The sequence below is a fragment of the Parvibaculum indicum genome (assembly GCF_011762095.1).
GTDB classification, from domain to species: domain Bacteria; phylum Pseudomonadota; class Alphaproteobacteria; order Parvibaculales; family Parvibaculaceae; genus Parvibaculum; species Parvibaculum indicum.
In genome coordinates, this window is record NZ_JAASQO010000011.1 from 37,147 (window position 1) to 49,945 (window position 12,799).

General features: G+C 65.3%; 16 protein-coding genes and 1 riboswitch. Of the genes, 7 read left to right on the forward strand and 9 right to left on the reverse strand.

Going from position 1 to position 12,799, the window contains the following annotated elements; genetic code table 11:
• Positions 1-161 precede the first annotated feature (161 nt).
• Positions 162-608 (reverse strand): hypothetical protein, encoded by a 447-nt coding sequence (locus tag FHS78_RS13865; protein ID WP_167094972.1) that lies wholly within the window; start codon positions 606-608, stop codon positions 162-164.
• A gap of 25 nt (positions 609-633) precedes the next feature.
• Complete coding sequence (locus FHS78_RS13870) at positions 634-1,377, reverse strand: ParA family protein (protein WP_246220509.1); 744 nt, start codon at positions 1,375-1,377, stop codon at positions 634-636.
• 123 nt (positions 1,378-1,500) lie between these two features.
• A riboswitch (cyclic di-GMP riboswitch) is annotated at positions 1,501-1,596 on the reverse strand.
• A 163-nt stretch (positions 1,597-1,759) separates the two neighbouring features.
• On the opposite strand from FHS78_RS13870, the gene FHS78_RS13875 reads away from it, so the two are divergent.
• Positions 1,760-2,887 carry an aromatic ring-hydroxylating oxygenase subunit alpha gene (locus FHS78_RS13875; protein WP_205305321.1) on the forward strand — a complete coding sequence of 376 codons (1,128 nt, stop codon included), beginning with the start codon at positions 1,760-1,762 and terminating at the stop codon, positions 2,885-2,887.
• A 260-nt stretch (positions 2,888-3,147) separates the two neighbouring features.
• Complete coding sequence (locus tag FHS78_RS13880) at positions 3,148-3,939, forward strand: helix-turn-helix domain-containing protein (protein WP_167094973.1); 792 nt, start codon at positions 3,148-3,150, stop codon at positions 3,937-3,939.
• On the opposite strand, the gene FHS78_RS13885 is transcribed toward FHS78_RS13880, so the two are convergent.
• Positions 3,936-5,045: a DUF2336 domain-containing protein gene (locus tag FHS78_RS13885; RefSeq protein ID WP_167094974.1), complete on the reverse strand. Its 1,110-nt coding sequence runs from the start codon at positions 5,043-5,045 to the stop codon at positions 3,936-3,938. The two genes, FHS78_RS13880 and FHS78_RS13885, sit on opposite strands and share 4 nt — an antisense overlap.
• 165 nt (positions 5,046-5,210) lie before the next feature.
• Between FHS78_RS13885 and FHS78_RS13890 the strand changes: the two genes are divergently transcribed.
• The 3 genes from FHS78_RS13890 to FHS78_RS13900 are packed head-to-tail and all read left to right on the forward strand — an operon-like array spanning position 5,211 to position 6,312.
• A complete protein-coding gene (locus tag FHS78_RS13890) occupies positions 5,211-5,519 on the forward strand; it encodes a hypothetical protein (protein WP_167094975.1) in 309 nt (102 codons plus the stop codon).
• 55 nt (positions 5,520-5,574) lie between these two features.
• On the forward strand, positions 5,575-5,847 hold the full coding sequence (locus FHS78_RS13895; RefSeq protein WP_167094976.1) for a hypothetical protein: 273 nt from the start codon (positions 5,575-5,577) through the stop codon (positions 5,845-5,847).
• Positions 5,848-5,853: 6 nt separating this feature from the next.
• A complete protein-coding gene (locus FHS78_RS13900) occupies positions 5,854-6,312 on the forward strand; it encodes a hypothetical protein (RefSeq protein ID WP_167094977.1) in 459 nt (152 codons plus the stop codon).
• Between the two features lie 149 nt (positions 6,313-6,461).
• Here FHS78_RS13900 and FHS78_RS13905 read toward each other — a convergent pair whose 3' ends face one another.
• From FHS78_RS13905 to FHS78_RS13920, 4 genes are read right to left on the reverse strand one after another with little or no spacing between them, the layout of a single operon-like run.
• Complete coding sequence (locus tag FHS78_RS13905) at positions 6,462-7,208, reverse strand: SDR family oxidoreductase (RefSeq protein ID WP_167094978.1); 747 nt, start codon at positions 7,206-7,208, stop codon at positions 6,462-6,464.
• Between the two features lie 46 nt (positions 7,209-7,254).
• Positions 7,255-7,485, reverse strand: a complete 231-nt coding sequence (locus tag FHS78_RS13910) for a tautomerase family protein (protein ID WP_167094979.1) — start codon at positions 7,483-7,485, stop codon at positions 7,255-7,257.
• An 11-nt stretch (positions 7,486-7,496) separates the two neighbouring features.
• Entirely contained in the window at positions 7,497-7,829 is a 333-nt protein-coding gene (locus tag FHS78_RS13915) for a carboxymuconolactone decarboxylase family protein (RefSeq protein WP_167094980.1), read from the reverse strand.
• A 5-nt stretch (positions 7,830-7,834) separates the two neighbouring features.
• Positions 7,835-8,257 carry a (R)-mandelonitrile lyase gene (locus FHS78_RS13920; protein ID WP_167094981.1) on the reverse strand — a complete coding sequence of 141 codons (423 nt, stop codon included), beginning with the start codon at positions 8,255-8,257 and terminating at the stop codon, positions 7,835-7,837.
• A 125-nt stretch (positions 8,258-8,382) separates the two neighbouring features.
• Here FHS78_RS13920 and FHS78_RS13925 point away from each other — a divergent pair, with 125 nt between their 5' ends.
• On the forward strand, positions 8,383-9,276 hold the full coding sequence (locus tag FHS78_RS13925; protein WP_167094982.1) for a LysR family transcriptional regulator: 894 nt from the start codon (positions 8,383-8,385) through the stop codon (positions 9,274-9,276).
• A gap of 76 nt (positions 9,277-9,352) precedes the next feature.
• On the forward strand, positions 9,353-10,153 hold the full coding sequence (locus tag FHS78_RS13930; RefSeq protein WP_167094983.1) for a carbon-nitrogen hydrolase family protein: 801 nt from the start codon (positions 9,353-9,355) through the stop codon (positions 10,151-10,153).
• A gap of 217 nt (positions 10,154-10,370) precedes the next feature.
• Here FHS78_RS13930 and FHS78_RS13935 read toward each other — a convergent pair whose 3' ends face one another.
• Together FHS78_RS13935 and FHS78_RS13940 are read right to left on the reverse strand one after the other, a co-directional pair.
• Complete coding sequence (locus tag FHS78_RS13935) at positions 10,371-11,414, reverse strand: DUF2332 family protein (protein WP_167094984.1); 1,044 nt, start codon at positions 11,412-11,414, stop codon at positions 10,371-10,373.
• 130 nt (positions 11,415-11,544) lie between these two features.
• Positions 11,545-12,693, reverse strand: coding sequence for a citrate synthase/methylcitrate synthase (locus FHS78_RS13940; RefSeq protein ID WP_246220510.1), 1,149 nt, complete (start codon positions 12,691-12,693; stop codon positions 11,545-11,547).
• Positions 12,694-12,799 lie beyond the last annotated feature (106 nt).

Sequence of the window (12,799 nt, forward strand, 5' to 3'; positions counted from 1 at the left end):
TATTATTTCAAGTGGCAACTCTATATCCGTTTTATCGATGAAAAATCAAGGTTTCATGCACTCGACGGCAAAAATTAAATACTGCGCGTCATTTCATTGGCATTGTTTTCGCTGAACTCCGGGGAAGACGGCATAAAGCGCCCGCTGTCCATTTGAGTGCATTATTTGAGGTAGCGCTTTCGGGGATCGAAGCGCGGCACATGCAGCGAATCGAGATAGTCGTCGATCGCAGAAATCATCAGATCCTGATGCGTCCGCTCCAGCACGGTCGAGGCCAGCCGCAAGCGGACATAGCGATGCTGCTCCAGCCGGATCGACGTCTTGACGCGCGGCGGCACGCTGCCCCTGCGTTCCACCGCCGGGCTGATGTCGCGCTGGCGGCGTTCCGGCCCGGCATAGCGGGCGCGGTCTTCGACGGGCACGTCGCGGCGTTCCGCCTGCTGCGCCGTCGGCATTTCTCGCGGGTCGGGACCGGGCATGGGCGGCGGCGCATGCGGGGCCGGATGGCCCTGCCCCTTGCCATGGCCGCCGCGATCCGGCGCAAAGGGAAGCGCGTGCCGGCGGGTCATCATCCCGGCATTGAGAGTCGCAAATCCGTCTCGGCTCATCGTCTCGTTCCTTTTCCGGCTCGTATCAGTTGGCACGGCGGCCAAACATGGGTGCATTCCGGCCAAGCGCATTGAGATTTGTCCGGTAGGGCACGCGCGGCGGCGCAAGGCCCGCCTGCTCCTCTTCGGAGGCGTCCATGCGGGCGATCCGCTCGGCGAGATACTCCCAGAGTTCGCTCAGTTCGCGCGCGGAGCGGCCCGCGGGCTTTGCCTCCATCACCGTGCGCCCGTCGATCATGGCGGCGGCGAATTCGACGCGGTGATGCAATGTCACCGGCGCCACGGTGCCGTGCTGCGACAGCGCCACCGCCGCGTCGGAGGTGATGCGGGCGCGCGGCGTCGCGGCATTGACGACGAAGATCATCTGCTTCTTGTGCCATTCGGCAATGTCCACCGTCGGCCCCACCGCGCGCAGGTCGTGCGGGCTCGGCCGGGTCGGCACCAGCACGAGATCGGCATGGGCGACGACGTCGGAAATCTGGCGCGTGATGGCGGGCGGCGTATCGATGACGAGAAGGCGCACGCCCGCCTCCCTCGCCTGCTCCACCGCGCTTGCCAGCGTCGTCATGTCGGCCTTGAGATAGGTCGGCATGTCCGCATTCCGCGCGGCGTGCCATTGCTCCAGGCTGCCTTGCGGATCGGTGTCGATGATGGCGACGGGGCCGTGCCCCGCCAGCGCGGCCTGAACCGCGACGTGCCCGGCAAGCGTCGTCTTGCCAGAGCCTCCCTTCTGGGACGCAAATACGAAGACTCGCATCGGTGCCGGCATGGAAACACTCCTCTCGGACCTCTGGCCGGAGACGGGTGCAAAGCCGAAATCATCGGAGGTTGCTGCGTGGAGCGGGCATGGCGGAAGCGTGGCGCTGCGTCGCGCGTTTCCAGGATCCTGTCCGGCGGCAACCCCGCTACCCTTTTCCGCGCGTCATGTGCGAAAGGAGGGCCGGAGGCTTTGCGTCCCGCCGTTTCCGGCGGTTTGCCATTTTCATCCGGGTGCAAATGGAGACCATCCGCATTCCCTTGCCGTCAACGCTACGCATGGCCTGTTAACGGGCGTTTAAAACCTTTATGAAGAACCGAACTATCGGCTCCTTGCGCTTTCACGGGCGCGACCGGGGGTCGCAGGCGGGTGCGCCCGTTAGACGTGGCCGCCCTTGCGCGTCCATAATGCCGCGCCGCTCGCCATCCTGTCGCCACTACGGAAAAACCGCCTCGCCATGCCGCGTTTTCTTCACAATATCTGGTACTTCGCCATGCCCGCCGAGGCGCTCAGGCCGGGCGCTCTCGTGCACAAGGTGATGCTGGGCGAACCGATCGTGATCGGGCGCAGCGAAACGGGAGAGGTTTTCGCGCTGAAGGACATCTGTCCGCATCGCGGCGTTCCGCTGTCGGCGGGCCGGCAGGTCGCCGCGGGCGAAGCGGGCTGCGCGGCCACCACGGTCGAATGTCCCTATCATGGCTGGAAGTTCCGCACCGACGGGCATTGCGCGGAAATTCCCTCGCTGGTGCCCGAGCAGACCGTCGAGGTCGACAAGATCCGCGTGCGCGCCTATCCCGCGCGCGAGGTGCAGGGCAATATCTGGGTCTTCATCGCCGCGCCGGACACGCCCGACCGCGCGCCGGAGATCGAGCCGCCCGTCATGCCCGACATCGGCGAGGCGGCCGTGCCGCGCCTGCGCGAAGCGATGGTCTTCAACTGCCATATCGATCACGCGGTGATCGGTCTGATGGACCCCGCGCACGGGCCCTTCGTGCATCAGTCCTGGTACTGGCGCAATGCGCGCTCCATCCACGAAAAGGCGAAAGAGTTCGCACCCGCCGATTTCGGGTTCAAGATGGTCGAGCACAGGCCGTCCAGCAATTCCTTCGCGTACAAACTCCTGGGCGGCGCGCCGACCACGGAGATCGCTTTCCGCCTGCCCGGCATCCGCATCGAGCACATCAAGGTCGGCAGGCATCGCGTCATCGGGCTGACCAGCGTCACGCCGGTCGACGAAACGCATACGGAGATCACGCAGAGCTTCTACTGGACCATGCCGCTGCTTTCGCTGCTGCGCCCCATCGCCCGGGGCTTCGTGCGCGCCTTTCTGAAGCAGGACCGCGACATGGTGAACCTGCAGCAGGAAGGCCTGCGCTTCGATCCGCGCCTCATGCTCATCAACGACGCCGATGTGCAGGCCAAATGGTACAACCAGCTCAAGAACGAGTGGGAAACCGCGCAGAAAGAGAGCCGTCCCTTCGTCAATCCGGTCAAGCCCGCCACGCTGCGCTGGCGAAGCTAGGCCATTCCCGACCCCGTCATTGCGCGGAGCGAAGCGACGAAGCAATCCGGCCCGGCGCTCGCAATGACGGCACCGATTCCATTTTGAATCGGAACTGCCCTTCTCGGCTAAGCCCCTGTTAAACACGCCATACATCCGAAATGGACGCAGTTAGACATGACTGGGCCCTTGTGCTTTGATTCACACAGGGACGAATCGCAGCGCTTCACCCCCGCGCGCAGAAGGTAGCGCGGGAGGGAGCCCTATCTCCGGCCGGCGGGATGACCCAGAAACACGACGACGAAGGCGTTCAACGCATTGCAGGCGCGGATGGCGAACCGGCCTTCGTCGTGATGCCCGTCGCCGCCTATGACGCGCTGAGGAAAGCCGCCGAGCGCGACAGCGCCGCGGCGACGCTCGAACATACGCTCACCCCCGTCCCCGCCCCGGTGGCGCGGCGCATCGCCCATGGCGAAAACCCCGTCCGCGTCTGGCGCGAACATCGGGGGATGAAGGCGATCGATCTGGCGCGCACCGCCGGCGTCGGCGCGCCCTATCTTTCGGAGATCGAGACCGGCAAGAAGGACGGCAGCTTCCGCACCATGGCGGCCATCGCGGATGTGTTGCGCGTCTCGCTCGACGACCTCGCGCCGGTCGCCGACACGGAACGCAAACGCGCCCGGCAGCGCGCCGCGCTCATCAACAGCGTCAATGCGCAGGTCCGCGCCTTGCTGACGCTGGTGGGCGGCGATTTCGACACGGCCGCGGTTCGCCGCGCCGTCACCCAGCTCGTCTCCGACGCCGTTACCCTCAAGATGCAGGATCCCGAGCTTGCGGGCTGGATCGACGACATGCTGGAAAGCGCGCGTACCGTGCTCGACCTCATCGACCGCGCCGAGCAGGACATCATCGAGACGGCGCAGCGCGCAAGGACATCGCTTGAAGAGCTGGTGAGCGGGCCGGGCTTCCGGCGCAAGATGGCGGTCGTGCTCGACGAGACCGGCACCGGCGAGACATGCGAGAGCGGGCCGGAGATCGTCGCGAACCTCACCCGGGCCTCGGCGGCGGACTAGATCCCCTCGCCTTCCGCCCGCCCGGCTTCGCTCCCCACGGCCACATCCCAGTAGCGCAGGGCGACATCGGCCTTGTCGGCGGTGAGGCTGTCGAACAGGCCGCCGATCCGGTCGAGATCCCGCTTGGTCGGCAGGCCTTCCTGGCGGGCATCCACCGCGACGACGATCAGTTCCCCGAACTCCTTGCGGGTGAGCGACACCGCCTTGGCGAACACCGCCAGCGGTTCGCCGCCATGATCGTTCAGTATACGGTACATGGTTTCGGGCCGGACCTCGGACATGGCTGCGAGGTCTTCCGAGAAGCGGTCCAGGTCGCCCTTGCCCACGCCGGACACGAGCGCCATCAGCTTCTCGCGGTCGATCGCGCGCGGACGGCTCAGCAGGGACAGCGTCACGCGCATTGCCTCGTCCATGCCGCGCAATCCGTCCCCGTCGCCGAGGATGGGATCGAGAAGATCGTGGATGCGGGAGCGGTCGACGGTAAAGCGCTGCATGATTTCCAGCCGCTGCCCCCCGTCGCACCACCAGAACATCATCTGCGCCATGCGCGCGGAAAGTTCCGGACGCGCCAGCAGCGGCTCGCGGAATTCGGGATCGCTCGCACTGCGCGCCACGAGGATTTCGACGGCGCGGAGCGAAAGACGCAGCGAGCGGTTGTTGAGCAGGCGGCAAATCGTGGCCGTCTCCCCGCGTTCGACGATCTCGTCGGCAACGGCGCTCGACAGCGCGCGGCGCCCCGCGATGATGAACCGGTGCGGCTCGTCGCTCTCCGAAACGATACGCACCAGATCGCCGTCGGTGAGCGGCATGCCTTCCAGCAGAATTTCCTCGGCGATCTTCGCCTCGTCGCGCGCCAGCGCCATGGCCAGCTCGCGCGGGCAATCGCTCTGCTGCCCCAGCCGTTCGGCCAGCCGCAGGCGCATCCCCTCATCGAGACGGCTCACCAGTTGCGCCAGTACGCCGTCCAGCAGGTTGCGCTCCTGCGGCGGCACGAGATTGCTCGGCAGGAGCGCCAGATCCGCGATCCGGCGCAACACCGCCTCCCCGTCCCGGCCGGTGCCGGCGGGCGCGTCCAGGGTCGTATTCTGCGTATTGCCCAGAGCCATTGACGATGCGGGCGCGACCTTGCGCGGCGCTCCTTGATGAAACCCGCCCATAGTGAAACACCCGGGCTGTTAAAACCTCGTAAAGCATGATGGTCGCATTTGCGCCTAATCCGCCGCCTCCCTATCTTCAGGGGCGGGACGAATGCCGAAAAAGGAGGCCGCGGGATGCGTCGCAAGGCTGTTTTACGCGCGTTGATCGGCGGAATTCTGCCGATTCTGGCCGGTTGCGCGGATCTGGGCGCCAGTTCCCATGCCGGCGAGCCCGAATACAGGCAGGGCCATTCCGACGGCTGCTGGGCGGCCACATCCGGCCAGAAAGATGCGGCCAACCGGAACGAAGCGCTCTACAAGAGCAGCGACGCCTATCGGGCGGGCTGGAAGGCGGGCTTCAATTCCTGCCGCGTCGACAGCGGCGCGCGGAACGCCAACGACCCCTATACCGGGTCATCCGGCTCCGGCCCGTTCGGCTATTGAGTAACGGAAACGGAAAGTCCGGCGCCCGAGGGGCCGGTCGAGGGGGGAAAAACATATGCGCATAGCCATCGGCCTTATCGTCATCCTGATCGTCGCCGCCGTCGCGGCGCCGGTCCTCTATTACGGCACGACCGATCCATGCCGGATGCTGGCGCAGGAAATGGCCGCGGATGCCTATAGGCCGATGGCCAGCACTCTGGGCGGCGACCCGGACGACGTGCCCGAAAGCGTGGAGCGCCCCATGCGCCTCATCACCAGCCAGATGTCGGGGCGCGAATGCAGCGAAGAACTCTGGGACCGCTGGTTCGGCGCCGGCGGGCCGTCGTGACCGCCCATGGCGAAGCTCTCCCGCGCGCGCATCATTCTCATGGGCCTCGGTCTTGCCTTTGCCATCGCCCTGCCCCTGACCTCGTTCGTCCCGACGTCGGAGGCGCGCCCGCGCATCTCCACGGGCCGCGAGCTTTACGCCGCCTGCAAGGCGCTGGCCGCCTGGCATCTCAATCCCGTCGGCCACACGCCGATCCCGGCGCGCAACTGCCGCCAATACATCGTCAACTATTTCACCGTGATCCATTATCTTCATACGGATGAAGCGGCGAAGAAGGTATTCGGCAATTCCGCCAAGGATCCCTATGCCTGCCTCAATCTCGACGGCCCGCGCAGCTACGACCAGCTCGCCGCGCGCATCGTCCGCACGGCGGAGTGGCACCCGGAACTCATGGACACGGATGCGGTGAAACTGATGAGCCGCACCTTCCTCGACAGGCCGCCCTGCACGGACAACATGAACTGAGGGAACGAATGTCGTCCCGGCACTTGTTGCCGGGACCCACTCGCATCGGCCGCTTGCCGCAACGCCAATGGATCCCGGGAACAGGTCCCGGGATGACAGCCAGGGTTGGGGTTCCTTCACGCTATCCAGCGGATGAAAGCCCGCCCGCGTCAAACAGGCTGCGCCGTCGGGCGGAACACGATCTCGCTCACATCCACATCCTTCGGCTGGCCGATCGCGAAAGCGATCATGCGTGCGAAGCTGTCGGCGGGTATGGCGATCCGGTCGACGAAATCGCGCACGCTCGTCGCAATATCCTGCTCGCTGATATGGTCGAGCAGTTCCGTCGCCACCGCGCCGGGCGAAATGATCGTCGTGCGGAGGTTGTAGGGCTTCACCTCCTGGCGCAGCCCTTCGGAGATCGCCCGCACGGCGAATTTCGTGCCGCAATAGACCGCCGCGCCCGGCTCCACCTTGTGGCCGTAGACCGAGGACACATTGATGATATGGCCGTCCTTCTGTTCCTTCATGTGGGGCAGCGCCGCGGCGATGCCGTTCAGCACGCCCTTGATGTTGACGTCCACCATCTGGTCCCACTCGTCGAATTTGAGCCGTTCCAGCGGCGCAAGCGGCATCAGGCCCGCATTGTTGAGCAGCACGTCGATGCGGCCATAGGTCTCGACCGCCTTGTCCACCAGCGCCTTCACCTCCTCGCGCTTGGTCACGTCGGTCGCCACGGCCAGCGCCTTGCCACCCTTGTCGGTGATTTCCTTGGCCAGCGCCTCGATCCGGTCCGCCCGGCGCGCGCCGATGACGACCGTTGCGCCTTCCCCGGCCAGATGGCGCGCGGTGGCCGCGCCCATGCCGCTGCTCGCACCGGTAATGACGACCACCTTGTCCTGAATATTGTCGTTCATTTCATGTCTCCTTGTCCGCCGGTCCCGCTACGTCGCGCCGCTTTCTTCAAAGCGGGTCGTAGCCCGGCTCCTTGTAGAGGGTGTTCCATTTGTCCTTGATCTCCGGCTTGTAGACCTTCTCGGTCCACTCCTTCGCCGGGACTTCTTCCAGCGCGACCGACACGGAGTCCGCGCCATTGCCGAGGATTTTCCCGATATCGCGGGTGATCGCCTCGGCCAGGTCCTTCTTCTGCTTCTCGCTGCTGCCGGGCCAGAGCTTGACGACGACATGGGGCATGGCCGTCTCCTTCAGCTTTCGGTGTCGTTGAAAACGCGTTCCGCGATGGGCAGCGCCGTGTTCGCCGTCGGCCATCCCGCATAAAAGGCAAGATGCGTGATCGCCTCGATGATCTCGTCCTTCGTGAGCCCGTTCTCCAGCGCCTTCTTCAAATGAAAGGGCAGCTCGTTGACGCGGTAGAGCGAGATGAGCGAGGCAACCGTGACGAGGCTGCGGTCGCGGGACGAAAGGCCCGGCCGCTCCCAGACATCGCCGAACAGAACATCGTCGGTATAGTCCGCCAGCGCGGGCGCGATATGGCCGAACGCTTTTTTGGCATGATCGGGCTTTGCATGATCCGACATGGCGCTCACCCCTTCCCGTTCTTCGAGGGGCCGGGCAGATACTGCTCGTCGGTGACGGGCTCCAGCCAGTCCACGACCTTGCCGTCCAGCGCTTCCTGAACCGCGATATGCGTCATGGAGGTGGTCGGCGTTGCGCCGTGCCAGTGCTTGTGGCCCGGCGGGCACCAGATCACGTCGCCCGCGCGGATTTCCTCGATGGGCTCGCCCTCGCATTGCGTCCAGCCGACGCCCGAGGTCACGATCAGCGTCTGGCCCAGCGGATGCGTATGCCAGTTCGTCCGCGCGCCCGGCTCGAAGGTCACGCTGGCGGCGGAAACGCGCGCCGGCGCCTCGGTCTGCACGAGCGGATCGACGCGGACGGTGCCGGTGAAAAATTCGCTCGGCCCCTGCTGCGACGGGCGCGAGCCGTTTCGATAGATAAAGCTCATTTCGGACCTCCTCTGCCTTCGATGGCGGGCGGGGACGTTCCCCACCCTTGCTACAGGAGATAGTCGCATTGACCGGCCGGGATTAGGCCGTATTATCCGATTACACTTATTAGTATGGCTAATGAATGGCGCATGAAAACCTGAACGATCTGGCCGCTTTCCTCGCGGTCGCGCAGGAACGCAGCTTCACCAGGGCGGCGGCGAAGCTCGGCGTCTCGCAATCCGCGCTGAGCCAGACAATCAGCAATCTGGAGGCCCGTCTCGGCCTGCGCCTCCTCACCCGGACGACCCGCAGCGTCGCCCCGACGGATGCGGGCGAGCGTCTGGCGCGAACGCTCGCGCCGCGCCTTGAGGAAATCGACGCCGAACTCACCGAACTGACGGAGCTGCGCGAGAAACCGGCGGGCACCATCCGCATCACGGCGGACGAACATGCCGCCGGCATGGTGCTCTGGCCGGCGCTTGAGAAATTCCTGCCGGACTATCCCGACATCAAGGTCGAGATCGTCATCGATTTCGGCCTGACCGATATCGTGGCCGAACGCTATGACGCCGGCGTGCGCAATGTCGAAACCGTGGCGAAGGACATGATCGCGGTCCCCATCGGCCCGCCCATGCGCATGGCCGTTGTGGGCAGTCCGGACTATTTCAGCGGACGCACCCGGCCAAAGGTGCCGCAGGACCTGACCTCGCATCGCTGCATCAATCTGCGCCTGCCCACCCATGGCGGCCTCTATGCCTGGGAGTTCGACAAGGACGGTCGCGAATTGCGCGTGCGCGTCGACGGCCAGCTCATTTTCAACAGCGTTTCCATGATGGTGAAGGCCGCGCTCGGCGGCGCGGGGCTTGCCTATGTGCCGGAAGCGGAAGTGACCGGGCACCTGAAGAAAAAGCGCCTCATCCGCGTGCTGGAGGACTGGTGCGAGCCTTTCTCCGGCTACCACCTTTATTATCCCAGCCGCCGCCAGCACGCCCCCGCCTTCGCCCTTCTCGTCGAGGCGCTGCGCTACCGCAAATAGGCGAGCGGCGCGGCAGGTTCCCTTCCGTGTATAATGATCGGGGAGAAGGTCGGTCCCTCGGTAAGAGTCGAGTTCGATGAGTAAACTGAAAATAGCGCTTGGGCAGATGCGGATCGACGACGGAAACGCGCCCGACAATCTGCCCCATAATCTGAAACGCATCGAAGCGATCATCGAAGAGGCCGGACCGGGCCACGATCTCATCGTCCTGCCGGAAACCGCGACCAGCGGATTTGCCGACCGCGCGAGCGTGGCGGCGGTCGCCGAACCGCTGACCGGCCCCACCGTCGAAAGGCTGACCGGGCTCGCCGCGCGCCATGCCTGCGTCATCGCCATCGGTCTTGCGGAACTGAGCGGCGAGGATTTTTTCAACACCGCCGCCATCATCGGCCCCGGCGGGCTGCTGATGGCCTATCGCAAGACGCATCTCTGGCGCGACGATCTCGCCATCTTCCGCCCCGGCTCGGAGGTGGCCGTCGCGGATATCGGCGGCTACAGGCTCGGCGCGCTCATCTGCTACGACGTCGAATTCCCCGAACCCGCCCGCCTCGCCGCGGCGCAAGGCGCCGACCTCATCGCGCTCAGCAACGGCAATATGAACCCTTACGGCGACGTCCACCGCCGCGCCATCGCCGCCCGCGCGCAGGAAAACCAGCTCTTCGTCGCCGTCGCCAACCGCGTCGGCGATGGCAAAGACATGACCTTCGCCGGCGGCAGCATGGTCGCCGGCCCGGACGGCAGCACGCTTCTCGAAATGGGCACCGAAGAAGCCATCGGCTCCCTCGAAATCGACCTCGATCAGGTGAGCCTCGCGCGCCGGGATTATTGCTATCTCGACGAAAGGCGGTTCCGGATCGAAGGGGACGCCAAACCTTAGCTGTCATCCCGGCGAAAGCCGGGACCCACTCGCATCAACCGCTTGCCGCAGCGCCAATGGATCCCGGGAACAAGTCCCGGGACGACAGTTTTGTCTGTGGGTAGAGAAGAAATCAAAAACTCGGTGTCGTCCCGGCACTCGTTGCCGGGACCCACTCTCGGTAGCTCCTTGTCGAAGCCCCAATGGGTCCCGGCTTTCGCCGGGATGACATTGGGAGTTAAGTCCACCGCGTCCAGCGCCCATGGAAATCCGTGCGGGCGAGCTCCAAATCCTCCCCCGAGGGCCACAACCGCAATCGCAACGACGCCGAACTCGGATCGGTTTCATCCGCCTCCATGCTCAGCCAGGCGAGCGGTGCATCTTCGCTCGCTTCAAGGGCGGCTTCTTTCATCACCGCTTCAATCCGCGCCTGCGTTTCCGCCGGCAAATATTGCCAGACGATGGTGTGAGAGAGCACGCGCGTATGCCCCGCCTTGCTCGGCTTTGCGAAATGCCGCGCGACCCATTCCACCGCATCGGCCTTTTCCACCTGCGTGCCGCTCCGCGCGGCGGCATCGACCGCCGCCTCAATCCGGGCGAGCCGCGCCGTCTGGTCCGGCCAGATATAGGAAAGCAGCCTTTCGCGTGCGGCCCCGTCTGACATGTCGAGCGGGTTCAGGTCGCAGCCCCGACGCGAGGCGACGGCAAGCGGTGCGTCGAGCGGCGGCGTCTCGCCTTCCCATGACGACATGATTTTGACCGGCGATGTGGGATCGCCCCATTCGCGCCCGCCGAGATCGTAATGATAGCGGTCGAAATTGAGGTTGAGCCCGGCGCTCGACCCAATCTCATGAAGGGCGAGCGGCAGGCCCGTCCGCGCCGCGATGTGGAGGCACCCGCCAAGGATCGCATTCGACCGCGAGACCTCGTTCGTCTGCGGCGCGCTGTCGAGAAACGCCGTCAGGAACGCGTCTTCCCGTTCCATCGCCGCGGCAAGCGCCTGCCACAACTCGTCATCCGTCACCTCGTTCGGCGGATAGGCCGGCGCGAGCGATGCCCTGTCCTGCCGCTTCAGCGCATGAAACGCACCCGCCGCGCGGATCGGCAGCGCATCGCTTTGCGGATCGCCCTCCCACGCAAGGATGCGATTACCGAAATTCGTGCGCGCGTCGAGCCGCTCGCCCAGCAACCGGCACAGCCGCGCATTGAGGGGCGAACCCAGATAGTCGCAGGCGATGGATTGCCGCTCGAAAGCGGCGCGAATGTCGTTGCTGTTCGTCACTTTTGATTATGCCTTCCATGTCGTCCCGGCACTTGTTGCCGGGACCCACTCACTTTTCCATTTGCCGAAGAGCCAATGGATCCCGGGAACAAGTCCCGGGATGACACTGACAAAGGAAGCAACCAAGCGGCTACGCCGCTTCCGTCTCGTCGTCCGGCCACGGGCCGACATAGCGCGACTGCGGACGGATGAGGCGTCCCACCCTTTCCTGTTCGATCACATGCGCCGTCCAGCCTGCGATCCGCGACATGCCGAAGATCGCCGTGAAGGCCGCGCGCGGAATGCCCAGCGCCTCGAGCAATATGGCGGTGTAGTATTCCATATTCGTGTCGAGCGGGCGGTCGGGCTTGGCGCGCTTCAGGGCGGCCAGCGCTTCCTTTTCCACTTCTCGGGCAAAGACGATGCGCTCATTGCCGTCGGTGATATAGGTCAGCGCCGTGTTGAAAACATCCGCACGCGGATCGCGCACGCGGTAGACGCGATGGCCGAAGCCCATCAGCCGTCCGCCCTCGCCGATTTCCCTTTCGAGCCAGGGGCGGATGTTCTCCTGCGTGCCGATCGCATCCAGCATGTCGAGCACCGGCCCCGGCGCGCCGCCATGGAGCGGGCCCTTCAGTGCGCAGAGCCCGGCGACCACGGCGGAGATCATGCCCGCCCTTGTCGAGGCCGTCACGCGGGCGGCGAAGGTCGAGGCGTTCATGCCGTGGTCGGCCACCGTGACGAGATAGGCGTTGAGCGCCTTCACCTCGCCCTCGCCCGGCGCCCTTCCATTCAGCATACGGAGGAAATCCGCCGCCTGCCCCGCCTTCGGGTCCGGCGCGATGTTCTCCTTGCCTTCCCCGGCCCGGCAGAGCGCGGCCACGAAAACGGGCGCGGCGCCCAGCGCGCGGATATGGGCGGGGATATCTCCCTCGTCCGGCAGCAGGGCGAGCCCCGCGCGCAGGCCCTCGATCACGTTGAGCCCTCGCGCAACGCCGACGAGCCCCGGCACCAGCCGATAGGCGTCTTCGCGCGACCGGCCGAGCAGGTCACGCACCTCCTCCGCTTCCGGCGCGGGATCGAGCCCCGCCGCGGCCCAGAGTTCGGCCGCCGCCGCCTCGAAGTCATGCGTCTCGGCCAGCGCCTCCACCTTGTGCCCGGCGACGATCAGCCGGCCGGCCTGACCGTCCACATCGCTCAGTGCCGTCTCGGCGGCGACCACCTCGTCGAGGCCGCTCGCGCTGGCATCCTTCAAGGCATGGTCCCAATCTCGCCCCGCCTTCATCTCTATCTTGCTCATGGCATCACCTTTCTCAGCGAATTCATGAGCGGAAACTGGCGATGGCTTGATTATTGGTCAATCTTGATTAAGCTAATCAATATTAAAATACTTTTGCGGCGCAGCA